General features: G+C 49.3%; 20 protein-coding genes. 10 read left to right on the top strand and 10 right to left on the bottom strand.

Annotation, left to right across the window (positions count from 1 at the left end):
- Positions 1–36 precede the first annotated feature (36 nt).
- The 4 genes from ICL55_RS02930 to ICL55_RS02945 are packed head-to-tail and all read left to right on the top strand — an operon-like array spanning position 37 to position 5813.
- A complete protein-coding gene (locus tag ICL55_RS02930) occupies positions 37–1704 on the top strand; it encodes a cyclic peptide export ABC transporter (RefSeq protein WP_188094541.1) in 1668 nt (555 codons plus the stop codon).
- Between the two features lie 27 nt (positions 1705–1731).
- Positions 1732–2442, top strand: coding sequence for a thioesterase II family protein (locus tag ICL55_RS02935; RefSeq protein WP_188094542.1), 711 nt, complete (start codon positions 1732–1734; stop codon positions 2440–2442).
- Positions 2443–2484: 42 nt separating this feature from the next.
- The gene (locus ICL55_RS02940; RefSeq protein ID WP_188094543.1) at positions 2485–4947 is read left to right on the top strand and encodes an outer membrane beta-barrel family protein; all 2463 of its coding nucleotides are present in this window, start codon (positions 2485–2487) and stop codon (positions 4945–4947) included.
- 29 nt (positions 4948–4976) lie between these two features.
- Positions 4977–5813: a hypothetical protein gene (locus tag ICL55_RS02945; RefSeq protein WP_188094544.1), complete on the top strand. Its 837-nt coding sequence runs from the start codon at positions 4977–4979 to the stop codon at positions 5811–5813.
- Here the strand turns inward: ICL55_RS02945 and ICL55_RS02950 are convergent, their stop codons facing one another.
- From ICL55_RS02950 to ICL55_RS02960, 3 genes are all read right to left on the bottom strand, one after another.
- On the bottom strand, positions 5814–7010 hold the full coding sequence (locus tag ICL55_RS02950; RefSeq protein ID WP_246496143.1) for a winged helix-turn-helix domain-containing protein: 1197 nt from the start codon (positions 7008–7010) through the stop codon (positions 5814–5816).
- 104 nt (positions 7011–7114) lie between these two features.
- Positions 7115–7462: a HopJ type III effector protein gene (locus tag ICL55_RS02955; protein WP_188094545.1), complete on the bottom strand. Its 348-nt coding sequence runs from the start codon at positions 7460–7462 to the stop codon at positions 7115–7117.
- Positions 7463–7504: 42 nt separating this feature from the next.
- Positions 7505–10639, bottom strand: coding sequence for an AsmA family protein (locus ICL55_RS02960; RefSeq protein WP_484484286.1), 3135 nt, complete (start codon positions 10637–10639; stop codon positions 7505–7507).
- Between the two features lie 246 nt (positions 10640–10885).
- On the opposite strand from ICL55_RS02960, the gene ICL55_RS02965 reads away from it, so the two are divergent.
- Both ICL55_RS02965 and ICL55_RS02970 read left to right on the top strand, forming a co-directional pair.
- On the top strand, positions 10886–11749 hold the full coding sequence (locus ICL55_RS02965; RefSeq protein WP_188094547.1) for an NmrA family NAD(P)-binding protein: 864 nt from the start codon (positions 10886–10888) through the stop codon (positions 11747–11749).
- Between the two features lie 5 nt (positions 11750–11754).
- Positions 11755–12684 carry a helix-turn-helix domain-containing protein gene (locus ICL55_RS02970; RefSeq protein ID WP_188094548.1) on the top strand — a complete coding sequence of 310 codons (930 nt, stop codon included), beginning with the start codon at positions 11755–11757 and terminating at the stop codon, positions 12682–12684.
- 71 nt (positions 12685–12755) lie between these two features.
- Here ICL55_RS02970 and ICL55_RS02975 read toward each other — a convergent pair whose 3' ends face one another.
- Positions 12756–13235 carry a nucleotidyltransferase gene (locus ICL55_RS02975; protein WP_188094549.1) on the bottom strand — a complete coding sequence of 160 codons (480 nt, stop codon included), beginning with the start codon at positions 13233–13235 and terminating at the stop codon, positions 12756–12758.
- The gene (locus ICL55_RS02980) at positions 13232–13663 is read right to left on the bottom strand and encodes a hypothetical protein (protein WP_188094550.1); all 432 of its coding nucleotides are present in this window, start codon (positions 13661–13663) and stop codon (positions 13232–13234) included. Before ICL55_RS02980 ends, ICL55_RS02975 begins: the two co-directional genes overlap by 4 nt.
- 167 nt (positions 13664–13830) lie before the next feature.
- Here ICL55_RS02980 and ICL55_RS02985 point away from each other — a divergent pair, with 167 nt between their 5' ends.
- The 4 genes from ICL55_RS02985 (at position 13831) to ICL55_RS03000 (ending at position 16674) form a co-directional block, all read left to right on the top strand.
- On the top strand, positions 13831–14157 hold the full coding sequence (locus ICL55_RS02985; RefSeq protein WP_188094551.1) for a hypothetical protein: 327 nt from the start codon (positions 13831–13833) through the stop codon (positions 14155–14157).
- Between the two features lie 78 nt (positions 14158–14235).
- Complete coding sequence (locus ICL55_RS02990; protein WP_188094552.1) at positions 14236–14841, top strand: SUKH-4 family immunity protein; 606 nt, start codon at positions 14236–14238, stop codon at positions 14839–14841.
- Between the two features lie 77 nt (positions 14842–14918).
- Positions 14919–15761 (top strand): YwqG family protein, encoded by an 843-nt coding sequence (locus ICL55_RS02995; protein WP_188094553.1) that lies wholly within the window; start codon positions 14919–14921, stop codon positions 15759–15761.
- A 400-nt stretch (positions 15762–16161) separates the two neighbouring features.
- Positions 16162–16674 (top strand): hypothetical protein, encoded by a 513-nt coding sequence (locus ICL55_RS03000; protein ID WP_188094554.1) that lies wholly within the window; start codon positions 16162–16164, stop codon positions 16672–16674.
- Between the two features lie 140 nt (positions 16675–16814).
- Here the strand turns inward: ICL55_RS03000 and ICL55_RS03005 are convergent, their stop codons facing one another.
- From ICL55_RS03005 to ICL55_RS03025, 5 genes are all read right to left on the bottom strand, one after another.
- Complete coding sequence (locus ICL55_RS03005; RefSeq protein WP_188094555.1) at positions 16815–17573, bottom strand: basic secretory protein-like protein; 759 nt, start codon at positions 17571–17573, stop codon at positions 16815–16817.
- A gap of 260 nt (positions 17574–17833) precedes the next feature.
- Positions 17834–18661: a hypothetical protein gene (locus ICL55_RS03010; RefSeq protein ID WP_188094556.1), complete on the bottom strand. Its 828-nt coding sequence runs from the start codon at positions 18659–18661 to the stop codon at positions 17834–17836.
- Between the two features lie 11 nt (positions 18662–18672).
- Positions 18673–20520, bottom strand: a complete 1848-nt coding sequence (locus tag ICL55_RS03015; protein WP_188094557.1) for a hypothetical protein — start codon at positions 20518–20520, stop codon at positions 18673–18675.
- A 10-nt stretch (positions 20521–20530) separates the two neighbouring features.
- On the bottom strand, positions 20531–23977 hold the full coding sequence (locus tag ICL55_RS03020) for a TonB-dependent receptor (RefSeq protein ID WP_188094558.1): 3447 nt from the start codon (positions 23975–23977) through the stop codon (positions 20531–20533).
- A gap of 50 nt (positions 23978–24027) precedes the next feature.
- Positions 24028–24969: a FecR family protein gene (locus ICL55_RS03025; RefSeq protein ID WP_188094559.1), complete on the bottom strand. Its 942-nt coding sequence runs from the start codon at positions 24967–24969 to the stop codon at positions 24028–24030.
- Positions 24970–25033: the final 64 nt, after the last annotated feature.

Consider the following 25033-nt stretch of genomic DNA (forward strand, 5'->3'; position numbering starts at 1 on the left):
ATTCATTAATCCAATAACCCTTAGAACCGGGACCGTATGAGACTAATAAGCTTGCTTCAGAAAAAATCGAAGTTGTTTTATATCCTGTTGCTATTGCTGGGAATGATCAATAGCGTATGGTCTATGGGCCTGCTGTTGCTGATCAACAGTAAGATAGCAGGAACGCCTCTTCCATTCGTGCGGGGATATGACTGGCAGATATATGTGGCCATGATCCTGGTATCTTTTTTTACCGCCAGGGCCTTTCAATCCTACACCATCCGGCTTACCTATGAATTAGGCAATGACCTGGGATTATCGGTGTTTGAAAAACTGCGGTTTTCAGATTATGAAGAATATATTAAGCTGGGAGAAGAAAAAGTACGTACCGCCACAGCAGATGTAACAACCCTGCAACGTTTTCCCAATGTGTTTATAGAAACATTTAACTCCATTGTGATGGTGTTGATAGGATTGGCTTTTTTATTCTATACCAATTTTATGGGCGCCTTACTGATCCTGGGCGTGCTCGTTACGCTGGCGGTAGTGTATTACATCCGTAACCTGTCTATCAGCAAAGACCTTAATACCGTGCGTGACCTGGCCAATATCTACCAGCAGAACGTCAATGATTTCCTGCGTGGTTTTAAAGACGTGAAAATGAGCATCACGCGAAGCGATAATATCTTCCTGAAATATATCTCCCAAAACAGGCATCGGGTAAAAGAACTGACCATCAAAACATTGATCAAATTTATGGGCAATGAACTGATGGGTAATTATTTATGGTATCTGTTGATCGGTATTATCGTCTTCCTGCTACCTGTGCTCCTGCAGATGACCAACGTGGCCAGTAACCAGTTTGTTGCCACGCTGCTGTACCTGATGGGGCCTGTAGGTATTGTGGTGGCCCGTATCAGCGAGTTTACACAAATGCAGATAGCGGTCGACCGGCTGGAACAGTTTCATCAGAAAATCAATGCGTCCAAAGCGATCGCTATCGGTCATGGTGACCTGGCCAACGCCGGAGACAAGTTTGAAGGCATCCGTTTTGAAGGCGTGACATTTGAATATTATGATGAAAGAAGAGCGGAGACCTTCCGTTTAAAGCCGCTTACGCTGGATATTAAAAAAGGAGAGAGCATTTTCATCACCGGTGGCAATGGCAGCGGGAAGAGCACTTTCGTGAACCTGCTGACCGGCTTGTATGTGCCGCATTCCGGTACCATCGCCTTAAACGGACGGGTGATCAATGACAGGACCTATCCCGGTTATCGCAACCGTATTGCCGCCATCTTCACAGACAGCGTGCTCTTTAACGAAAACTACGACGGCCTGGAGCTGGTGCCGGACAACGAACGGTTGATGTTCTGGCTGCGTAAAATGGAACTGGAAAACATCGTGGTGTTTGACAACGACAGGAAATCAATCAGGGCGGATTTGTCTAAAGGGCAACAGAAACGGCTCGCGTTGATTTATGTGATGCTGGAAGATAAAGACGTGATTGTGCTGGATGAGTGGGCCGCAGAGCAGGACCCCGTGTTCAGGGCTTATTTCTATAAGAAAATTATTCCTGAATTAAAGCAGATGGGTAAAACTGTTATTGTGGTGACACATGACGATACCTATTTCAATTGTGGCGACCGGTTGATAAAATTCGACTATGGTACGATTGTCAGTGATACGCCGGTCAATGCAGCCAGTGATCTGCCGGTTGTTGTATGAGAAAATGATATCAAAAAAGTATTGGAGATGTTACAGAGAACTACCCTGATATGTATCCCGTATGCAGGCGGAAACAGTTACGCTTTCCGCGACCTGCAACCTTTTCTGGGCCGGATTATGGATATGGTGACACTGGAACTGCCCGGCCGCGGCAAGCGGTTGGCGGAGCCGTTGTTGTCGGATATGCACGCGATGGCAGCTGATCTTTACCGGCAGCTGTTACCGCATACAAGGTCCCCTTATATATTGTATGGTCACTCTATGGGCGCCGTGCTGGGCAACCTGCTGGTGCACCGGCTGCAGCAGGAGTGGAAGCCGCTGCCGCTGCATTTCTTCGTTACCGGCTGTGCAGCGCCTGTTTTTAATGATCAGCGCCGGAAACTGCATCTTTTGTCTGATGAACAGCTGATCACAGAACTGAGGCAGATGGGCGGAATGCCCGACGCCCTGTTGGCCGATCAGGACCTGATGGAATTTTTTCTGCCGGTGATCCGGGAAGATATGAAGGCGCTGGAATGTTACCAGTATCAGTCCTTAGGAAAATATCGCACCGGTATCACGACCATCACCGGCACGACGGAGGAGGTCACCACCAGCCAGGCGGCCGGATGGGCCCTCGAAACAGAGAAGGAGGTCCGTGCGCTGCGTTACCCCGGTAATCATTTCTTCATCCTGCATCAGTTCCAGAATATAGCCATGCTCCTGCGCGACGTGGCGTTAACCCCGCAGCATAGCTGAAACCCCATTCATCATATGTACATAACCATAGAAAACACTACTATGACACCCAGTTTCCTGAAGTGCCTGACAAAACAATGGGTATTGCCGTTGGTTTTGCTGATGTTATCCGTTGCCGCGAAGGCACAAACCGGTAAAATCACCGGTCAGATACACGATGCCTCGCAACAACCGGTGGTGGCTGCCACCATCCTGCTCAAAAAAGCGACCGATTCCTCCCTGGTGAAAGTGACCTTGTCCGATACCACCGGCAACTGGCAGCTGGAGAGCATTCCGTTCAACCGCTATTTTATTACCATTACCTATATAGGATACAAAGAGTGGAATGGCCCTGTTTTTAGCCTGGACCAGCCACAGGTGGCGCTGGACAATACGATGCTGCAATCTGATGCCAGCAACCTGAAAGGAGTGACCGTAGCGGCTAAAAAACCATTTATCGAACAGCAGCTGGACCGTACCGTTGTCAACGTGGAATCGTCTATTATGGCTGCCGGCGGCAGCGCCATGGAAGTGATGGAAAAACTGCCCGGCGTGCTGGTAGATAAGAATGGCAGCATCTCCATCAAAGGTAAACAAGGCGTGAAAGTCATGATAGACGACAGGCCCGCTTACCTCTCCGGAGGGGAGCTGACCGCCTTCCTGCGGAATATGCCGGCTTCACAACTGGAGCAGATCGAGATCATGTCCAACCCACCGGCAAAGTACGATGCTGCCGGTAATGGCGTCATTAATATCAGAAGAAAGAAGATGAAAACCGGTGGTTTCAATGGAAACATTGTCCTGACCGCCTTACAGGGAAGATACCCCGGCACTACACAAAACCTTAACTTTAATTATAGTAACCAGCATGTTAATTTTTACGGTAATGCCGGCTATAGTTACCGGAAGAGTTTTGAAGATTATTATATTGTCCGTAACTTCCGCAACGGCGATGATAAAATCACCAGCATTTATGATCAGCATACTTACACCAAAACAACGGGACAAAGTACCACTGCGAAACTGGGACTGGATTATTACGCCGGTGCGAAAACGACTATAGGAGTAGCAGTAGGCGGGTTTCATAATCCCTCTTCGGCCGTTAGCACCAACAATACGCTTTTGAAAACCGGTGAAGGCGTGATGACAACCCGGGTAGACGCACCAGCTACCTCCGACGGTAAATGGGATAATCTGGAAGCGAATGTTAGCCTGAAACAAGTGTTTGATACTGTAGGACATGAACTGCTGGTCAATGCTGACTATTTGTCGTACAACAGCACCAGCGAGCAGCATTTTGATAACCGTTATTATAAACCCGATAGCAGCGAGGCCGCGCCGCACAAGTTGTTCCGGGCAGACCTGCCGGGAAAAATCAGCATCTATAGCCTGAAAGCAGATTATACCCATCCGTTTTCAGTCAATACACGCCTGGAAGCAGGGCTGAAAACATCTTTCGTGAATACCGATAACAACGCGCAGTATTACGATGGCGTGACTGCCGGCTGGAAAAAGAACGATACGCTGAGTAACCATTTTCTCTACAAGGAAAATATCAATGCAGCTTATCTCAATCTCCGGCACAAACACGATCGCTGGGAATTTCAGGCCGGCCTCCGGGCAGAACAAACGTGGATTACAGGAGAACAGAAAAACAACGGGCAAACATTCTCCCGTAATTATCTGCAGTTCTTCCCGACAGCTTTCCTGGCCTACGATGTAGACAAGGAAAGTAAAGTGACACTGACATACGGGCGCAGGATAGAACGGCCGGATTATCGCAGTATGAACCCATTCCGTTTCTACCTCGACCAGTACACTTACAATGAAGGGAATCCTTACCTGAATCCACAATACAGCCATAACGTGGAACTGAGCTATAGCATATGGGAAGGCGCACTGACCACCACGTTGCTGTATAACAAAACAACGGATATTATTCAGGACGTCATCCTGCAGGACGCCGCCAGGAATGAAACCTATCAGCGTCCGGAGAACCTGAATACCCGCAAGGTGCTGGGCGCCAACATCAATGCCCAGATACCCATAGGAGATAACATGGTTACCATTATCTATATGGACTATAACAATTATGATTATTCTGGTACGATTAATGAAGGACCATTTAGACTAAAGGCAGGCGTTTTCACCGGCCAGCTGATGCAGCAGGTGAAACTGAAGAACGGCTGGGGCTTTCAGTTTATGGGCACTTATTCCTCCCGGAGCATTGACGGTACCTTTTTATTGCAGCCCATTGGTACGCTGCATGCCGGCATACAAAAAGATATCCTGGGCAAACAGGCTACCATCCGCCTGAGCGCATCCGATATCTTCGGTTGGAACAAATACAAAGCCACGAGCCGCTACCAGAATATCGATATCCTGATGCGCGGACAATGGCAAACACAAGTGCTGAAACTGGCGTTTACTTATCGCTTTAACAAAAATGATAAGAAAGATGTGACAGACAAACACGAAGGCGGCGCGTCGGAGGAGCAGAAAAGGGTTAAGACGGAGAAAAAATGACACAATTTTGAAACCCTAATATTTTTATCATGATCAGAATGTTGAAATTTTCAGTGACGGTGTTATGGATGGTACTGAGTAGTTTTTCTTTTTTAAAAGCACAGACCGGCAAAGCTTCAGGCAGTAAAGAAGATGTGGTACTGATGCTGAACGGAGAGGAAAAACATGGGAAGATCACTGAAATGCAAACAAACACCGTTAAATTTATTCATACCGGCGAAACACTGGTATATGAACTGAAAAAATCAGACATCAGTAAAATCACTTTTAGCAGCGGAAGAGTGGAGGTGATCAGCGCTCCCGTTGCTAATGGAAGCAGAGAACCGATGGAGAGCGGCCGGCCTATTGAAGCAGGATTGGTGGCCATCCTGCCTTTTAAATACATCGCCGTCAATGAACCGGTGCAGCAGGTCATTGAAAAAGGAGAGAAGTTGCAGAACGATGTCTATGTGTACCTGAGCAAACGGAATGGCCAGTACAAGTTCCAGGACCCTAACACCACCAACGCGCTGTTGTACAAAAGAGGCATCGATATCAATACCATTAAGGGCTATACGTACGATGAACTTTGTAAAATACTGGGCGCTGAATTTGTTTTACAGGGCACCTTGTCCCGCAGTGTAAAGGAAAGCGTTAACTCCTCCGGCTCCAGTACCACCAAGGTAGAAGGCAATAAAAGACAGAATGATAACTCCAACAGTACTACCGTAGAGAACCAGTATGAGAATGAAGTAAGCCTGAGTGTTTTCAATAAACAGAATGAGAAAATATTCGCGAACAGGCGTACGGCATTTTTAAATAATGAAGGGTCCTACCACGATGCCTTGCATTACATGCTGAAAAGAAGTCCTATCTATAACAAATAATCAAAGTCCATCCTTAACCGCTTTGACCAGCTGTTTATGATTGGATTTTTTGATGATGACTTCCCGGCATTGATTGAATTGCGCGAATGTTTTAATCGCCGTTGCCAGCTTACGGATCACAGGCGGTGTAAGTTCCACCGGTTCTATATGAAGATTATGGACTGTCAGGATACGGTGTTTACGATCAGCTTTAGCGTCCATTCTGGCAACAAAGGTATCGCCGACTAACACCGGCAATGAAAAGTATCCGTACTTCCGTTTCGCCTGGGGAACAAAACATTCTATCTGATAGTCGAAATCAAAGAAGTCTTTCAAACGGTGCCGGAGCACGTTTAAGGTATCGAAGGGAGAAAGAATAAATGCATCACCGCTCAGCTTTATTTTCTTGTCTTTGTAATGAGGCAACATATAAAGGGGAGCGGTGTTTTGTCCTTTGATGCTCACGAGGCACACTTCACCTTCCGCTACCATTTTTTCCAGCGTAGCTTTTACCGGATTGTCTTTTGCGTAGTTGGCACGCCAGGCGATGTCTTTGGCATAAGCGATGCCCAGCGCCTGTAGGGAGCGCCGGACAACATACCGGGCATATTCTTCCGGACCAGGCATCGTGGTGTCCACGTCTGCCGGAATCAGGTTTTTAGGCAGGTCATATACTTTATGAAAGTTTTTCTCCCGGGTGCACATCAGGCTGCCGTCGAGAAATAATCGCTCGAGTGCGAGCTTGGCCGGCCGCCAGTCCCACCAACCTGAACTGGCCACCGGGCGGTCGTTCTCAAAATCCTTTACCATCAGCGGGCCTTCGCGGCCAATTCTGTCGAGCACCTTGTGCATCAGGTTGATCTCCGGTTGTGTCAGCGGTTTTCTCCTGGACAAAAAACTTTCTTTCACCGGCAGTGAAAAACGAAATTCATGCATCGGAATATAGCCGGTGCCGTAGGTGAAGAATTCGAAGATGCTCCCATCTGCCATCAGCTCATCAATCCATTCCGGTTTATAGTCGGGTACACGGGAAGCAATAGCGTGGTGATGCGCCCGCTCCACCACATAGTTGGTGTCGATCTGGATAAAACCGAGGTGGTCGATCAGTTTGTAAACGGCTTCAATCCCTTTGCCGAACTGGCCTGGCTGTGCCAGTCCTGCGGCGTGAAGGATTATTTTTCTGGCCTGTGGAGCGGTGAGAACATGTGGCTGCATCATGGCAGCAAAATAAGAAAAATTTTTGCCTCAGGGGATACGTTTATCATGAAGCCAGCAAAGTTGCAAACCCCGGCAGGTCACAACTTTGCTGAAAAGTTAGGTTATCAGGACTGGATGGGCGTCAGTGCCTCTCCTTCAAATACCACGCCTGGCCATCCATGTGCCATGAACTGCCGGATATTCTGGTGGTCTTCTCCATTGGGCGTATTTAATACAGACTGGTAATGTTCTGCAAACAGAGAGAGTGTATCTTCTTTGGAAAGATGATGTAACTGAGCGAACGCAAAAACCCTGGCACTACCCTGGTTTTGTGTGGCTTCATTATACGTATCCCCGTTTTTAAAGGCTGTTGGCTGATGATGATACTGACTGTCAATAAATGCAATCACCGCTTTAAACTGGATGGCATTGGCCTTTAGTTGTCCGATCAATGTTGTTAATGGCTCGTTCATTCGAAATAAAGTTTTTTAAGATGTAGGTGACATGGGTGAATGCTATTCTTCTGCTGTATCGGGTGTTTCTTCCAGTTGATCTTTATCGGAACCCCTGCGCAGTTTTACCTTAGGATTGCTCTGGGTGCCGGTAACGTTGAAGGGGATGCCCAGGATACCGAATGGCGGCAGGCCCAGTCGGCCTTTCAGGTTTAACCGGCCATCCATGCTTACCTGTCCTTCGAAACGGGGACGGAAGCCGGCTACGCGCAGTTTGGTCCTTTCGATGGTGATAATATTATTGCTGATGGTGGACTTGATGTCCACTTTGGAAACGTCCGGATCTTTGATGTCTGATTTGCCGGTGGACTGGCTGACAGCATTCATCAGTTTGAAGCCTTTCAGTTTGATCTTTTTGACAGACAGTACGCCGCCGCCTTTCAGCGAGGGGTAGACGGGGTTCATATTGCCGTCCAGTTTACCGCTGAGGCGATAGTCGAGGCCTACGATGCCGCTGGCGCTGGCAGCAGAACTGGCCATGTCGCGGAAAATTTTGATTTCGTTATAGGCGCGGCGGATATCAAATTCCTTTGCGGTGATGTGATAGTCGAACGAAGCCCGCTGCGGCCGTGTACAGGCATAGGTGGCGTCCATCTCTACCGGAGCGCCGATAATATTGAACCCGGTTTTATTGAGCGCTACTTTGCCGCTGTCGAGCACCAGTTGTCCGCGGAAGCTATCGATGTTCATGCCTTTGAAGCGGATCCTGTCGGCGGCCGCATTGAGCGTCAGCGCCAGGTTGGCAGGCAGCATGATGACGCCGGAAGCCGTGGTGCTTTTAGCCGGAGCAGTGGGGGCAGCCGGGCTGTTGGTGCTCATCAGTTCATCCACCAGCACATAGTTACTTTTGAAATCGAAGTTGCCGTGCAGTGTCTGATTTTTGGCGGTGAGATAACCAATCACGTTGCTTAAAAAGCCGTTCATGGTGAGCTTCGATTTGCCGTAGGTGGCGACAAAAGTATCAAACCACATTTTATCCTGATCGAACCGGAATACGCCGTTGCTGATATAAAAAGGCAGGGGGAACATATCTGATTGCAACACGATATCCTTCACCGTCATTTTGCCCCGGTTGTTGAGTTTGCCGTAACGTCCGGCCAGCGCGTCGGCCTGGGTGCCGCTGAGGGCCAGGTTGGTCTGTATATAGCCTTTCAGGTCATATCCCTGCAACGCAAATACTTTATAGATAGCGCCCAGATCGATGATGCCATTGGAGGTAATATTATACCGCAGGTTGTCGAAGTTGCTCAGATCGGCTTTCAGCAGAAACGGATTGCCTTCGAATTCAAAGGCGATGGGTTTCACATCTACTTTCAGAGAGCTGAGCGTGCCGGTGGTATTGGTGACGGTGGCGTCTACATTGATTTTCTGAATGGGTCTGGGGTAGTACTTTGTCTGCAGGGTGCCGTTGTCCATCGTCAGTTTGGCGGTGGTGACGGGGAACAACCTTTTGGCCGGCACATAGCTGCCTTTGGTATGGATGTCCACATGCAAGGCGCCGGTCACATCGAGGCTGTCCATGGGGCAGAACTGTTTGACGTCGCTCAGTTGCAGCACGGAAGCCAGTTGCGCATCTATGACAGGGGCCTGGGCATTGCTGAAGCGCAGGTAACCTTTGATATAGTTGCTGAGCAGGTTAGCATTGATATTATCGATATTAAAGTGCGTATGTGCGAGGTGGTTGTCCGGGCAGTTGGCGGCCACCTGGAAGCTGATATTTTTCAGCGCTTCCGGCAGGGACGCAAATTTAAAGTAGCCATCGCGGAAGCTCGCCTGGAGATCAAAAGAAGGAATACTACTGATGACGGTATCCGGAAGATGTTTGGGGCCACGGTTGACGATGCTGGTGGCATAAGGGCCATCGGCCAGCATATGCGCCTGCAGGCGGCCTTTGATGTCAAAAGACTGCCAGCCCATGGCTTTGCTCCATTTTTCCAGATCGATGTCTGTATTTAATTTGAGATGGACGTCCGGTGTCTTCAACCCTTTTACCCGTATCACGGAACTGAAATAGTCTTTGTCGATGTTGAAGAAGATGGAGTCTACGTTGAGATATAAACTATCAGTGTTCAGCTGGGCGAGGCGCGACTGGAAATTCAGGAACAGGTTTTTGATAGGCGCCGGCGCTTTCGGATTGGTGACAACGCCATTGCGGACCTGCATATTAAAAGTGAGGGTGGGCATGGTGTTGGTTTCGGCGATGTATTCACCGATCAGACTGGCGTTTACATCGGCGGTGCCGTCTACGTTGGTATGCTGCATCCAGGTGAGGTACTCAGGAGGCAGGGCGCCGAAAATCGCATGGAGGCCGGATTCCATGGAGCTAAGCCGGAAGTCCATTTTGTAGCCGTTCTTCAGGAAAGCGAAAGCGCCTTTTAATCTTACCGGCAGCTCATTTATTTTCAGGTCATTTCTCTCAAAAACAAAATCCAGGGAGTTGGTATTGATCTTGGTGATCAGTTCCCCGTTTAATTTTTTGGATAAGATGTACGAAGTGTTGTCATAGGTGAAGTCCAGGGAGCCGATGTTGATTTTAGAGTGGAGATCGAAGACCGCTTTGGAAAGATCTCCTTTTCCCACATAGTTCACCTCTTTGGCCTGCACGTACATGGGGAGCGACTGATCATCGTAGATAAGGTGACAGTGATCAATTTGTATCCGCTCAATCTTCATGGAGGCGCTGCCGCTGTCTGGTTTGCTGCTGGTGCCGGCGGGAGCGGCTTTGTATACGTTATAGTTCGGATGCCCGCTGGAATCCACCATGATGTGGATTTTCCCGTTGGTCAGAAATATCTCGTCGATGGTGATGGCATTGGAGAAAACACTGGTCAGGTTTACGCCGAGGGATACTTCATTGCCGGCCACCAGTGTGTCTTGCCGGAAAGGCGCTCCGCCCTTCAGACTAAAATCGTATAGGGTGAGCGTTAGAGACGGAAAGTGGTTAAAGAAGGATAACCGGGCTTTGGAAAAATTAAGCTCGCCGGTGATACTGCTGTTGGCCCAGGTCTTGATCTTGCTGGACACTGCATCCGGAAACAACATCGGAAGCAGGAATAGCAGCGCAAGAATGGCGGCCAAAGATATCGAAGTAATTTTTAATGTTTTTAATGCAACTTTTTTAATGAAGGCATTACGCATAGCAATCCGGGTATATATTTAAGCGGTGCCGACATATGTCCTGTAGGAGGGACGCATATGCCTGACATTTTTATTACGGTTCCGGGGGCGAAGGTAGCGCTTTTTTGGCTGCAGGACTTGCAGAGAGGGCTGTTTTCCCAAAAGACAACTTTTATTTATTAAATAGATTCTCCGAGAATCTTCTGAGATCTGAACACTTTTAGGTCGGCATTCGGGGACACCTTTGGGCACATAAAATTTTTAAAGATGAAAATCGTACTTACCGGCTCGCTCGGAAATATCAGCAAACCGCTCACGGAAATGCTCGTAAAGGAAGGACACCAGGTGACCCTCATCAGTACTGACCCTGGCAAACAGGCCACCATACAGGCGATGGGCGCAGAACCGGCCATTGGCAGCATCAGTGATACGTCATTTCTCACCAAAGCCTTTACCGGCGCAGATGTTGTTTATTGCATGAACCCACTGGATTTCACGTCGCGGGACATGGGCGCATGGGACCGTAATATGGATAATTATATTCATGCCATCAGGCAAACAGGTATCCAACGCGTTATTGTATTGACCGGGTGGATAGCGCATCTGCTGCACAGCGTACAACCGGAGAAAAAGTTTGAGGCACTGAACGGAGTGTCCGTTACCTTTGTACGACCAGGGCCTTTCTACACCAACTTCTATCACCTGAAAGACATGATCCGTCATCATGGTAGGATCATGTCCAATTACGGAGGAGATGACCTGGTGGCTTTTGTGGCCCCGGAAGACATCGCCGCCGCCATCGTGGAGGAGATCAATACGGAGGCGGTGCCGGGCCTGAAAGCGAAGTATGTGGCCAGCGAGGAACTGACCTGCACACAGGCGGCACAGATTATCGGAGAAGCCGTTGGCATACCCGATCTTCAATGGATAGCGCTGCCGGGAGAACAGGTGAAACAAGGCCTCGAGGCGACCGGCGTATCGCCTGAAGCGGCCGGGTTATTGGTGGAAATGCAGGACAACATTCATAATGGGAAAGCACAGCAGGATTATTATCTTAACAGACCTGTATTAGGAAAAACAAGATTTAGGGACTTTGCCAGGGAGTACGCTACCTGGTATCATCAAAACTAAATACTATGGCCGGAAATCCGCCCCTGAAAATAAAAGGTATCCATGGGCTGTCACAGCTGAGAAGCCTGCCCGATACGAAACATCCGCTGATGAACGTGATCAACATCGCTGAGTTGAAGGACCCGTCCAGAAATGCAGACATCACGATGACCACCGACTTCTATTTTATCAGCATGAGCCGGTTCACCCAGTCGTGCCTGAAAATGAAGTACGGGCAGCAGGAATATGATTTCGATAAAGGCGTGATGAGTTTTATGGCGCCGGGGCGGGTCTTTAGTTTCAACACCTGCCGCGAAGATGATATCAACCAGACCGGATGGCTGCTGCTGCTCCATCCGGACTTCCTCTGGAACCATCCGCTGGCCCTGAAGATCAAACAATACGAGTTCTTCGATTATTCGGTCAATGAAGCCCTCTTCCTGTCGGAAGAGGAGGAGCAGACCATCTGCGGCCTGTTTAGGAACATTGAGAAAGAGTACCGTACCAATATCGATAAATTCAGCCAGGGTATTATTATTTCACTGATCGAAACCATGCTGGGATATGCGGAACGTTTTTATCAGCGGCAGTTCATTACCCGTACCATCACCCACCATTGTATTGTAGACCAGCTGGAAGCGTTGCTGGAAAAAGCTTTTATGCCGGAAGTGCTGGAAGAGAAAGGTGTTCCCACGGTGAAGGATATATCCGCCCAACTGAATATTTCCCCTAACTATCTGAGCGGCCTGCTCAAAACGCTTACCGGCAACAGTACCCAGCAGCATATCCAGGAGAAAGTCATCGAAAAAGCAAAGGAAAGGCTGACCATGACCGATCTGACCATCAATGAAATCGCCTTTGAGCTGGGGTTTGAGTATCCACAGTCATTTTCCAAACTGTTTAAGACCAAAACGAATGTTTCACCGCTGGAGTTTAGAAAGTCCAGTAGGTTTTGACTGTTTCAACAGGACAAAAAATTCGTCATGTAATGGAGGAGATAAGAGTTAGGCAACGCGTTGCAAAGGAATCACTTTGATTTTTTGTTCTTCGGTTTTGCTATTTTACTTTTTTTAAGTTCCTGAATATCTGCGAGATCCTGACTTCTGCCAGATGCCTTTTTATTTTTCAGGAAATCGTCCAGCCCAATATAATTAATCTTAAAACCTTCGGCATCCAGCTGCAACATGTTTTTACCAGCTTCATCAAATTCGATCCCATCAATGTTATTGAGAATATCTATACGCAGAGGTGGATATCCAATTTGGGTAATATACCCAGGTTTTAAAAAATCTTTTTTCTCAAATCCAAGAGCACCCATTCCGAATTCCTTTAATACTTTCAGCATCTTGTTGGAATTGTCGTCGGAGATTTTTATCCAAACATCCAAATCACCGGTATGGCGTGGTTTTCCATGAAAGGCAAGTGCATATCCCCCTACAACCATATAGGCAACCTTGTGCTTGTTCAGTAGTTTAATAAAATCTTCAAAGTCTGGAGCCAGGATCATGAGTTCATTTTTTTCCTATTAACAATATTCTTGTTGAGCCGTTCTCCCGGCTGAAGGGACTGAGAAATAATAAAAGTCACCGCAGCAACACGTTTAACAGGCGGTTGCGCACTCCAATAAGCCAGGTTATCAAAGCTTTCATCTGTGTCCTTTAATGCTGCCTTATGTACGACAGGAACAATACTTCGTCCCGGAAGACGTGTTCCCATTAGCGAATTTTTGGGTTCCGTAAAGATATTCTTACGTTCGATACGAACGTCATCATTTTCGTAAGCTGTCTTTGCCTTGCCGAGGTAGTTGTTCAGCGTATTGTAGTTGTACTTAGGATAGCTCAGACACAGGTTTTTGAGATTGGAAAAAACTTCAAAGGTGATGTCTTGCCGCTTTTTCCAATGAATAACTACGACCCTCTTTTCTATATTTGCCATAATACAAATATAACCAATATAATGTAAATAATGGTCTTTTTCTTGTTCGGAGCATCGCTGGGAATAAATTTTTTTCTACCTGTCCAAAATGTAAGACTTCGGTTGTTGTATAGGTATAAATGGTCCTGAAGGGGCCTTCAATTCAAACCTTTTAAATGTATTTGGACATGATCACCGTACAGGTTACCTACACCGTAAAACCAGCATTTGTTGCGAAAAATAAAGAGAACATACAACGTTTCCTCGCCGATTTCCAAAAGATGGACGATTCCGCCTTCTGGTACCATGTTTCCCTGATGGATGACGGAGTCACCTTTTCTCATTTCTCTGCCTACCGGGATGAAAAGATCCAGCAGGAAGTGCTGAATGTGCCGTCTTTCAGGGCTTTCCAGCAGGAGCGGGATGAGAGCGGTCTCCATGGCTCGCATGCCGTGAAAGTGCTGGAATTTGTAGGCGTTTCCTCCGGAAAAGTAATGCCTGGAAAACCGATGTGAGATCGGTTTTCCGCCTGTGCTGCCAGTAAATCTCAAAACGATCGTTTTTTTCACTGGCACGCCTCTTATCTTTGTTGCATGATCAATCAGGAACAATTAAAAGACCTATATCAGCACGGCGCCATTACCTTTACGGATACACGACTGAGGGATGCCCGGCTTCCCGAAGCTACGATAGAATGGCTCCGCACCACCGGGCTGCCGGCAGGCCCGGGCGACAGGGCATTGGGCATCCACCTGGAAGGCAGCTTCAATGCCATGCTTATCGATGGTAAAACCTACCGGCAAATTGGTTACGAATGGGAGCATGTCCGGGTGATAGCATTGGAAGAAACAACCGGCGCTGTCTATAGCGTTGACGAACAAACGAAAACACCTCCCGCCTTTGTTAACACCAGCCTGCCTGCGTTCCTCCTCTTTCTGCAATATTTTCAGCAATACCAGCAACGCAGAGCGGCATACGATACGCCCGTTGCCGTCTACACCCGCGAGGAAATGTTGCAACGCCTGGAGCAACTGAAGAACAAGACGATGCCTATCTCATCTCCGGGGAAAGAGAAATTTGATCAGGAGAAGGAATTCAAAGCGATGAAGGCATTCTTTGAACACCATGATGTGACAGCTATACACGAAAATAACTGGTGGAGTTTTATATTGGAGCAGGTAGAAGATGATTTGTTATAAGGTCATTTGTTTAATAACAAATGAGTAAAATTCCTGATAAAAAGAATCTATCTTTAGCCTACTTTTTATACTGTACCATGAATAAACAGGAATTTTACGCCGCGTTAACCGCCAGCAATTTAGACAACCACAAACCCCGGTTTGAGGAGTTGATGAAAGACACCATCAGATATCATCTGACCCAAATCCATGACTACAATGATGTGCCTATAGGAGGCTCCAGAATAGGCGGTACGCCCGACCTGCCGGAGCATATATCCTGGCCGGCCGACAATCAGGGTAATCCGTTGTCATTTATAGCACAGCTGAATCTACAGGAGATCAAGCCTTTTGATACTTATCATGTTCTTCCAGACACCGGCTATCTCTATTTCTTCTACGATGCCAATCAGGCCATGGGCGGGTATTCTATGGAAGAAAAGCACCTGTTCCGCGTGCTCTATTTCGATGGCCCGCAGGAAGAGCTCAGATGTCCTGATTTCCCTGCGTCGCTGAGTGCACAGTTTGGCGCCTGCTCGCTCACCTGTGAAACACAGGTGTCTATGCCGTTCAGACGGAGCAAAGCTTTATCTTTTCTGAGTGCTGAAGAAAAAGATGTCTACAAAGAAAAAGTATGGAGAGAGGTGGAGAGCAATAAAACACTGGGCTACGCTGATATATTGCAGGGAGAGATGGAGGAGTTCTGTCAGATTGTTACCCATAAAGATTTTACCGGCAACTTTAAGCAGTTCGACGAGCCGGAGTATGCAGCCGTGATGGCCGACGCCAAAGACTGGTTGTTATTGCTACAGGTGGATAGTAACGAAGCTGATGCCAGCATGATGTGGGCTGATATGGGACGTTTATATTTCTGGATCAGAAAACAGGACCTGGAGAAAAAGAATTTTGACGACTGCTGGTGCGTGTTGCAGGATATGTAATACCGTGTTGTATAAATGATAATGAGAATCCGCAGCTGATGTCAGCTGCGGATTTTCTGTTTGTTAATGCTTCATCGAAGAACGCGGCAGGGCCTGTTAGCGATCACAAAGATGCGCCTGGTCCCGGATGAAACCTTGTTCCACCGCCGCTTAAGATCTGCAGGTAGCGAGATGATTTTTTCCTGCATGTACTCAAAAAAAGATTTTACATTCGTTTTCCGAACGCGATGCGGCAGCAGTATTCAAAATAACCATAGCCTGAAACGCAGATACAGAAAACCACCGGGAGGTATCTTCAAACGCATCTTTTTATTCCTCTCTTTATGCCCTCCATTTTTCAGTCGTGGTGACAGAAACGATTCAACGGACAGCCTATTGTTGACCAAATAAATATATGCTTATGTGTTACTACAAAGATGCCCAAATCTCCATCCCACAGGGACAAGCGACGGTACAGGAACTGCAACCCGGAAGTCCGTTGCATGCAGCCACACTGAAGGGTGATAAGCCGGTGTGGGAACCGGTATTGGTAGATTTGTACCAACCATCAGGTGGCGGCCAACCGCGGCAGGCCCATCTTCTATTCAACAACAATAACCAGATGGTGACCAGTGTAGACCAGTTGTTGCTGCTGCGTACAGGGCAGCTGATACGCGCCGACAAACTTGTTCCGGGTACCCATCAACTGGTAGACAAAGACGGAAATGAGGTGGGTATAGCCCAGGTATCTATCGGGACTTTCGGGGAGGCAGTGTATTCGCTGGCATCCAATGCACCGTATGCCGGAACCATGGATGGGCACCTGTTATTGGCCAATGGCGTTATCACCGGTGATTATATCCTGCAACTGAATGCGGAGGAGCTGACTGCCAGGGGCCTTATAGCAGCCCCGCAGGCCCTACCGCAGTCGTAAAGATTATGCAGGGTTACCGGCCATGCCTTACAGGGCTGCCGGTAACCTGTAGTACATACCATTGCCTGAATAGTTGATCGACTGTTCATCATTCCCTGATTAGAGAATAATAACGGCAATGTTATGATGTCCTGAATAGATTATAAGGCCGGGTTATTGGAGTAGTCTGTCCACAGCTGATCTACTGATTTTCCGGTCAGCTGATTCCATGTATTGGCAGAATAGGTTTTGTTACGCAGCGCCGTATTCAGGTCGTCCACAATGGAGGCCCTGACGTGCCGTTCCAGCCATACGAGGAAGCGCGCTGTTACGCGGTAGGCATCTGTATAGGACTGGGAGGAAGACCAGGCGGGGAGTGACCAGCCGGCAGGACCGTTGTTGACGCCATATTTATAGCGCACATAGTCTGCGATGCCTTCTGTCAGCCAGCCGGGCGTACCACCGGTATATGCCTGTACGATATGCATCACTTCATGGGTGAGTACGTCCACGTCCTGCGGATGGTTGGCCATCCAGGCAGCGCTGTAGGTGACGGTGGTGCCCGACGTATAGGCCACGCCGTTGTAGTTAGGATCGATAACAAAGGTCACCTGCTTCGAAGCGCCGGTATAAAATCGATTTAGCAATGTGGGATAAATACTAAAGTACATATCCACGAATTTTTGACGGGTGGCGTCATCAAATCCACCGGCATTATTGGTAAACGTCAGTTTATACCCATTGCTGGTATAAATAACGGTACCAACGGGCGTGGTGGAAGCAGTGGAGACCTGTTTGCTGGTAGATAACGTGGTTTGTCCGGTTTCCCGAGGGTCGGTGAGTGATGACTTGCTACATGCGAAGAAAAAGAAAAGAGAAACTGCACTGAGTGCAATGCATAACGGGTTTGGGTATCTCATCAGATGTTGGGTTTCGTAGGGGCAGATAAACGGTCGATCAATAGTAAGTTATTGATAACTTCAGAATAATCCTACACAACAGGAAGATCCTGACAATTTGGTGATATTGAGAGAGGGCTGATGGGTGGCTTGTTTCAGGGATTCGTCAGCTGCTGCGGCGGGATTGCGTGGAAGAAGAAAACGTGCGCTATTAATATGGTCAAAGGTAAGAAAAAATAAAAAGCCTCCGGGATTTCCGGAGGCTTTTGGGTCCATCGATCTTATTCCAGTTTACGTGTATCCAGTGTACCTGCGGCAATAATGCTGACGGTACGGCCTTGCTTATCGGTGTACTGATGTGGCTTGCTATAATTTCTGAGAATGAGCAGATAGGACTGTCTGGGTGACGCAGGCAGATCGGTACGGGCTATCGTCGTCAGTGTATCCCGGGCATTAAAGAGGCGTAGCTTCAGCGTGCTGTCGGCCGCCAGCGGATAATCTATTGTTTGGGAAACAGCACCGTACGGCAAATTTTGCATGCCGGTCAGCAAGCGGTTACCTATACGCAGATTTACGGAATCGGCATCGGGACAAAGCTGTACCAACCGCAAACGGATATTACCGGCTGTCGCCGGGGCCTCATGCCTAACGGCTGTTACATGCCAGGCACCCAGACTGTCGGACAGGGCATAGGTAGAGGACTGGTCCTGCGTTACGTTTACCGGGAAAGTATACTGCATGGCGGAATCTATGGAGTTTAAATACAGCCTGACAGTATATGGCCCTGGTGTATAATAATCAAACGACACCCAGGGAATAGTATTCCTGGCCGTTACACGGGGATAGTCGTACCGGCTGCCGCAATCGGTGCAGGCGTTGAAATACGGCGTGGCGCTGCCGGCCATGGGAACGGACTGCTTACCGTCCGGCGTAAGGGCCAGCAGCACTTTCTGCTGGCTGCTGCTGGCGCCGAGAAAGGCATTCAGCGTATAAGACGCGTTGTAAAAACTCACTTTGCCGTGCGCGTCGCCGTCACCGTATTTTTCTTTGCTACAAGCACCCAGCAGGACGGCTGCCACAGCGGAGAGCACATATAAACACTTTTTCATGTTCTGTTTTTTTAAGGTTTCCGGATGCGGAATATTTCCATGGGCAGGTTAGGTTGATACTGATAAACCTGTCCCGGGACGTTGCTATAGTTATAGGAACCGAAATAAAGGTTGTTTCTTCTGTCGAACCCAATGAAGAACAGCGGACCGCCGGTCCTGGGTTTTCTGCCGGGGGAGAAGTTCACCCATTTAGCCAGCCCCGTGGTATTGGTTTGTCCAAGGGTAGCAGCATTGGCGGAAGGTATTTTCAGTCCGGCTTCTGTTCCGGCATAGGCGTATGCGTTATGCCGGCTGAAGTTGATGCCCAGCATCGATACGCCCTGGTAGCCAAATTGGGCCGGGAAAAAAACACCATTCCTGTTGGAAAGGACATAACCGGTGGTAAAGCGTTCTTCATCCAACTGGATGGTCGGCTGATGCCAGCCGGTAAGAGACGAGGTGTCTATGGAAGAGAAACTGAAATCGCCTGCACCAGGCATACCGATGGTTTCGTTTTCAAAATCGTCTGTCGACGTGATGGTCAGTACTTTTTGGGAGGCATTGACGGCATAGATGTATTTGCCATCGGGACTAATCTGCTGATTGTGGTAATAGAAGATCGCCAGCGAGGGCACGGGCGTATTGGTGCCGGGCCTGGCGAGCGACTTCACTTCACCATTCCGTATACGCACAAAATTATTCAGTCCACCGCTGATATTTCCTCCTGTATACCACGCCTGGGCTGCTGCGGAATCTCTTTGTGTATAGTATGCCGGATCGCTGAATTGCGGGAATTTAGGATTGCCTGCCAGCGGATGTTTCGGGGTGGTGATGGTATTATAGGCATGGTTGGTGGCGAACAAAGTACCGTCCGGCATCAGGTGCATATTCTTTAAGACAATCTTTGCATCTTTTGTGGTGCCCTCTGCCGGCAGATAGTTATACGTAGGGTCATACAGCGGTGTGATGAGGTCTGCTGCTCTCTGATAACTGGCGGCAGGCCGCATAAAAGTGGAGCGGTTCAGCACTTCCACGCCGCCGGAGAACGGATTCATGCTGCACAAACGGGTAATATAGTACTTCGCCGTATCGGCATTTTGTTCCGTGGTGGAAGCGGAGAAATAGAGCATCGTTTCATCGATGTCTACGGTAAAGCCCAGAATATTGACAATCTTAAAAGCGGCGCCGGCGATAGGCGTAATGGTGGAACCATTGTGTAGCACGGATTGTGTAACGCCATTGGTGATACGAAATATACCTTCCTTTGTATTGTAAAACCATATGTTGCCATTATTGGTGACGGTGCCATCCGTCCACAAAGGAGTGGGCAGCGTGTACTGGGTGCCTGTGTTATACTGGGCGAGATCAGTGGGCAGCCACTCAGCGACTTTCTCTACGATCAGCGTCGTGTCCATAGCGCTGGGGATGTCGGTGAACTGCTGTATTTTCAGCGAAGGTGCGTTCAACGGTATGCCGTTCACGGTAACGGTGACGGCTACTGTATTACCGGTGATCCCGCGTGGGATGCGGCACTTCAGATAGTCCACGTCTGTCCAGACGGTGTCGCCGGTGCTGGTATTGAATATCCGGTACTGCGCATACCCGAACGCCTGCACGATACTATCACCGATCTGTATTTGCCGGCCGGCCTTACTGCCTCCCAGCACACCGGCGATGGTCAGCGTATCACCGGCCACGCGGGGCTTACCGCCGGGTGTGTACTGATAGAAAATAAAAGAGCCGTCATTTTTGTATAAGTTGCTCTCTGTGATCACGGAGTAGATGGTATGCAGCAATTCATCGTTCTTTTCTACCCTCTTACAGGCGAAAGCCATCGGCAGTAAGCAGAGCAGTCCTATATACTTGTAAAACATCTTCATAAAACCAGCATTAAAATGAATAAGTGAACGAAAGCAGGAAATACCGGCCGGTGTTATATCTCCTGAAAATATTATCCCCTTTGTACAGCGGTCCTTCGAAAGCACCACCGCTGCCTTTGGCAATACCGGTATTCTTTTCTGCGGTGTATTTACTGTCGTAGTCATGATCTTCCGCGAGGCGTGTGGCCTGGTCCAGCAGGTTCTGAATATTGAGCCTTACGTTCAGCGACTTTAACAACCGCTGCGTAAGCGAGAAGTCCAGCTGATGGCGCGGCAGCTCAATCAGGTTGGGCCGGATAAATGCCTGCGAAGAAGGGGAGCCCCCGATCCCTTTGCCGTTGCCATGTGCTTCCTGGGTAGATACGGTAGACACGGCGTAAATCGTAGTGCCGGCAACGTTATACGTCAATGAGGCTTTCAGTCCCCATCCGGAGTTCTCATAAAAAAAGCCGGTATTCAGCACATAAGGTGCCTGGCCCTGTAACTGCCGGTTTTTAAATCCACTGTAAAAGCTGTACTGTGCACTGTCGCCGATGGGCATTTTGGTGGCCTGGCTCTTGATCAGGGCGCCGTTCAGCATAAAAGACACGTTGCGGAAAAACTTACCGGGAATAAAAGCGAGGCTCTTGCGGACTTCGGCCTCTATGCCAACAACATCGGCCTTGTCAGCATTCCAGTAGCTGATGTTGGTGGGCATGAAGTTGACATCGCCCGACTGATCATTACGTACCTGCTCTATCGGATTTTTCAGGTGTTTGTAGAATACACCGGCGTTGATCATCTCCCCCGGATGGTTACGGGGATACCATTCAAAACGGAGATCGTAATTGTCTATCCGGGCAGTGACCAGCTTCGGATTACCGGTGAGCATCACATCGTTCATAAAGTCATAGTCCTGAAAGGGCGATATCTCCCGGAACTCCGGCCGGTTCACGGTTTTACCATAGCCACCGCGTATCACCAGTGCGGAGTCTGCAAAGGTGTACGTGGCATTGACGGAAGGTAGCCACACGGTCAGTGGCTTTTTAACCATCAGCGGCACGAAGGCGCCGTTTTGCACAACGGCTGCGGAGAGCTGCTGCCGGTCATTTTCCATGCGCAGGCCGCCTACGATGTTCAGTTGTCTGTTCAACAGGTGCACATCGCCCATGCCATAAAATGCGGTATATCGTTCGTCGGCGATATAGCTATCAGTAGGTTGTGTGGCATCATACAGGGCGAGGCCTTTGCCGTCGGCCCTGAAATACGCGTCGGTCCATACTTTGCCTAAATCGGCTTCCCTGAACCGGATCAGGGAAGGATCGCTCCAGCCGTAGTTGTCCCATATACCGGGACCAAGGTTATCATAACCGCCCAGCTCCACGCCTTCCAGCCCAGCTCTGTTGACCCGGTAGAAGCGGCGGTCCACATGACGGTTCTTGAACAGCCCATAGGCGCCGGTTTTCAGCGTTACTGCCGGGTGGAGCGTGTAGGTGTAGTCCAGTGACGCCTGGTAGTTTTCTTCATGATTACAGATGAATATCCGGTTGATCATACCCAGATATACATCGCGGTAACCGGTGCCGTTGCTGCCCAGGGCGGCGAGCGGATCGCCTTCGCCCAGCTTACCGAAGAAGCGGATATTACGCTGGTCGGGCACCTGCTGTTTATAGTAGTTGTAACCGATATTCCATTGCACCTGCTGTTTTTGAACTGGTCCCAGTAGGTGCGTGCCCGTTAGGTTGCCGGAGTAGAGGGTGCGCTGTTCGAACGACTCCAGCAGGTCCCTGTTACGTAGTTTTTGCGTGCTGTCCTGTTGCGGCAGCTGATTTAGCTGAGCGTTGGTGACAGATGTGTTTTTGCTGCCTTCGTTCAGGAAAAAGTTTTTCAGTTCAACGGTATGGCGGCTGTTGAGTTTCAGCAGCAGGTTTTCCATGATATTGACGCGGCCTTTTTCCATGGACTGGCTGGCAGTGGCCATTCTATTCTGGCCGGTAGTGAGCTCGTAGTCGCCGAAGCTCATGGAATACAGGTTGCCGGTTTGCCGGTATACTTCCTGTATGCGGCGTTCGCTGGTATAGTTGAGCATCGTGAAATTATACAGGCGGGCAGTGCTGCTGATCCGGGCGTTATCGAAGTAGTTGATGAAAGCCTGAAAATCGGGGCGCATGTTTTGGCGGCCGATCTGGAGGTCAGGGGAGAAGGCCTGCATCATTTGCTGCTGCGATACGGGTGTTTTACCGTACGACTCCGCAAAGGCCGGCAGCGTTTTCATCGCTTTGCTGCGCATGCCGTTGTCAAAGCCCAGCCAGTCCATGCTGCTGCCTTTATAGGTGACGCCTTCTTTAAAGGTAGTGGTGGTCCTGAAGCCGCTCTGTACGCCCACATCAAAATGGCGTACCGGTTTTGCATTTTTCGTGTATATCTTGACGGAACCGCCGGCGGCGTCCCCGAAGAGATCGGGTGTGGGCGACTTATACACCAGGATGCGGTCGATGACCGGCGCAGGCAGGAGGTCCAGCGCAAAGGCATGGGTGTACAGTTCCGTGCCCGGCGCCAGGTTGCCATTCAGGTAAGTCTGGTTGTACCGGGCGTTCATGCCTCTGACCACAATAAAACGTTCGTCCGTTACCGTTATACCCGGGATACGTTTTACGATTTCCGCCGCGTTGCGGTCTGCCATCTTGCTGATTTGTTCGTTGGAGATACCGGATACCACTGCGTTAGCGCCGCGTATTTCGCTGATGATCTCTTTATCGGTGGAGTAGGTGACGGCTTTCACGCGGTGGGGACCAGCCGTCACCGTAACGCCTTCCAATGATTTTCCGGCCAGCATTTTCACATCATAGGTGTTGGGCCTGCCGGCTACAATATCGATGCCCGCCTGCCTGTTGCGCTGATAGCCGATGTAGCTGACCAGCAGCGCGTATTTCCCGGGCGGCACGTCTTTCAGCTCGTAATATCCTTTGGCGTCCGTGGCCGTGCCTTTCGGGGTGTTTTCCAGCTGTACCGAAGCGCCGGGCAGCGGCTGCGCGGTTTCAAAATCCACGATACGTCCTTTCAGGGTGGCGCCGGTAGCTTGTGGGGCGCTGGTTTTGGTGGACGGAGCAGGTGGAGTTGTTACCGTAAAAGAAATGGTGCCGCCTACCACCAGATAATCGATGTGGTATTTTTCTTTCAGTTCTTCCAACGCCTGGTGCAGGGTGATGTGCTGCCAGCTAACAGCTCGAAGGGACAGTTGTCGTAATGCTGCTTTGGACCAGGTAAAGGAGAAATTGGTTTGTTTGTCGAGTGCCTCCAATACAGCGGTAGCGTTGGTAGCGGTAAGGGACAGGGATACTTTTTCTGTGAGGCTGTAGGACTGGGCATTGCTGCCAGCGGGATAAGCCATCATCCCTAACAGCAGCGTTGCCAGTAGCAGGACATGACATCGCCGCTTTTGGGATTGATCCCAAAACTTGGTACATTTGATCTTCATTTTTTTGTTTTTTTTCGGGGGAGCTGTTGGTCGCAGCTTCCCTTTTTTTATCAGTAAATGGTCAGGATATTGTTTTTTAACTGGTATGTAATGTGATGTGTAAAGGCGATACCCTGCACCATCTGCCCGGGTGTTTCCCGGCTGAAAATGGCTGATACCGGGGCTGACGGACGATCTTTCCGTTGCCATATCAGCTGCCAGCCATTCCGGTTGGCCAGGCGCACAAATGCTTCTGCCAACGGTACTTCATTGAATACCGTAAACCCTTTTGTCCAGGCATCCACTTCGTTGCTGATATCTGTGATGACAGACGGCTGTCCTTTTTTACTGGTGACCATCTTGCCGGGTTGCAGGACAACGGCGCCTGGTGTGCCTGTTTCAGTTAACCGGACCTTCCCGGTCAACAACGCCACTTTCACGGCTGCTTCATTCGTATAGGCTTCTACGTTAAAATCGGTCCCCAATACGCGGGTGGTAGTGCTGCCGGCCTGCACGAGGAATGGCTTCGCCGGATTGGCGGCCACCTTGAAAAAAGCTTCTCCGGTTAACCGCACCAGGCGCAGGGAGTCGTTGTGGTCGTTCGTCCATTCGAGGCGTGATAGCTGATTGAGCCACACTTGTGTGCCGTCCGGCAGGGTGAACTTTTTCAGTTGTTTGGCATGGGTGGCAAACACGCTGGTGGACATCTTCCGGGTGCTTCTTCCGGATGGTATAAAATACAGGGCGCTGATCACCATGCCGGCCAGCAACGCGGCTGCGGCGCTCCATCGTACATAGGCCCGGTGAAGGAAGGGCAATCGTTTGGCAGGAAGGTGTGGCAGCCTGTTACGGAGCAGGGCTTCTGCGTTTGCAGCAACCGCCGACGTTGCTCCGTTGGTGAGGTCAAGGTCTTCATACCAGTGAAGGATCACTTGCTCCTCTTCCGGTGTACATTGACCATCCAGGTAGCGTTGTAATAATCCGTCTATGATTTTTTGTTGATGTGTCCCCATGTTATATATCTCTCGGGGAAAATGGGGATGCGTACCATCCACAGTATGTTACCAAATTGTTACC

The sequence above is a fragment of the Chitinophaga varians genome (assembly GCF_014529945.1).
GTDB lineage: Bacteria > Bacteroidota > Bacteroidia > Chitinophagales > Chitinophagaceae > Chitinophaga > Chitinophaga varians.

Bases quoted from the DNA above. Each gene is read 5' to 3' on its own strand.
- ICL55_RS02930 (WP_188094541.1), top strand. From the start codon at position 37: ATGAGACTAATAAGCTTGCTTCAGAAAAAATCGAAGTTGTTTTATATC.
- ICL55_RS02935 (WP_188094542.1), top strand. From the start codon at position 1,732: ATGTTACAGAGAACTACCCTGATATGTATCCCGTATGCAGGCGGAAAC.
- ICL55_RS02940 (WP_188094543.1), top strand. From the start codon at position 2,485: ATGACACCCAGTTTCCTGAAGTGCCTGACAAAACAATGGGTATTGCCG.
- ICL55_RS02945 (WP_188094544.1), top strand. From the start codon at position 4,977: ATGATCAGAATGTTGAAATTTTCAGTGACGGTGTTATGGATGGTACTG.
- ICL55_RS02950 (WP_246496143.1), bottom strand. From the start codon at position 7,010: ATGATGCAGCCACATGTTCTCACCGCTCCACAGGCCAGAAAAATAATC.
- ICL55_RS02955 (WP_188094545.1), bottom strand. From the start codon at position 7,462: ATGAACGAGCCATTAACAACATTGATCGGACAACTAAAGGCCAATGCC.
- ICL55_RS02960 (WP_484484286.1), bottom strand. From the start codon at position 10,639: ATGCGTAATGCCTTCATTAAAAAAGTTGCATTAAAAACATTAAAAATT.
- ICL55_RS02965 (WP_188094547.1), top strand. From the start codon at position 10,886: ATGAAAATCGTACTTACCGGCTCGCTCGGAAATATCAGCAAACCGCTC.
- ICL55_RS02970 (WP_188094548.1), top strand. From the start codon at position 11,755: ATGGCCGGAAATCCGCCCCTGAAAATAAAAGGTATCCATGGGCTGTCA.
- ICL55_RS02975 (WP_188094549.1), bottom strand. From the start codon at position 13,235: ATGATCCTGGCTCCAGACTTTGAAGATTTTATTAAACTACTGAACAAG.
- ICL55_RS02980 (WP_188094550.1), bottom strand. From the start codon at position 13,663: ATGGCAAATATAGAAAAGAGGGTCGTAGTTATTCATTGGAAAAAGCGG.
- ICL55_RS02985 (WP_188094551.1), top strand. From the start codon at position 13,831: ATGATCACCGTACAGGTTACCTACACCGTAAAACCAGCATTTGTTGCG.
- ICL55_RS02990 (WP_188094552.1), top strand. From the start codon at position 14,236: ATGATCAATCAGGAACAATTAAAAGACCTATATCAGCACGGCGCCATT.
- ICL55_RS02995 (WP_188094553.1), top strand. From the start codon at position 14,919: ATGAATAAACAGGAATTTTACGCCGCGTTAACCGCCAGCAATTTAGAC.
- ICL55_RS03000 (WP_188094554.1), top strand. From the start codon at position 16,162: ATGTGTTACTACAAAGATGCCCAAATCTCCATCCCACAGGGACAAGCG.
- ICL55_RS03005 (WP_188094555.1), bottom strand. From the start codon at position 17,573: ATGAGATACCCAAACCCGTTATGCATTGCACTCAGTGCAGTTTCTCTT.
- ICL55_RS03010 (WP_188094556.1), bottom strand. From the start codon at position 18,661: ATGAAAAAGTGTTTATATGTGCTCTCCGCTGTGGCAGCCGTCCTGCTG.
- ICL55_RS03015 (WP_188094557.1), bottom strand. From the start codon at position 20,520: ATGAAGATGTTTTACAAGTATATAGGACTGCTCTGCTTACTGCCGATG.
- ICL55_RS03020 (WP_188094558.1), bottom strand. From the start codon at position 23,977: ATGAAGATCAAATGTACCAAGTTTTGGGATCAATCCCAAAAGCGGCGA.
- ICL55_RS03025 (WP_188094559.1), bottom strand. From the start codon at position 24,969: ATGGGGACACATCAACAAAAAATCATAGACGGATTATTACAACGCTAC.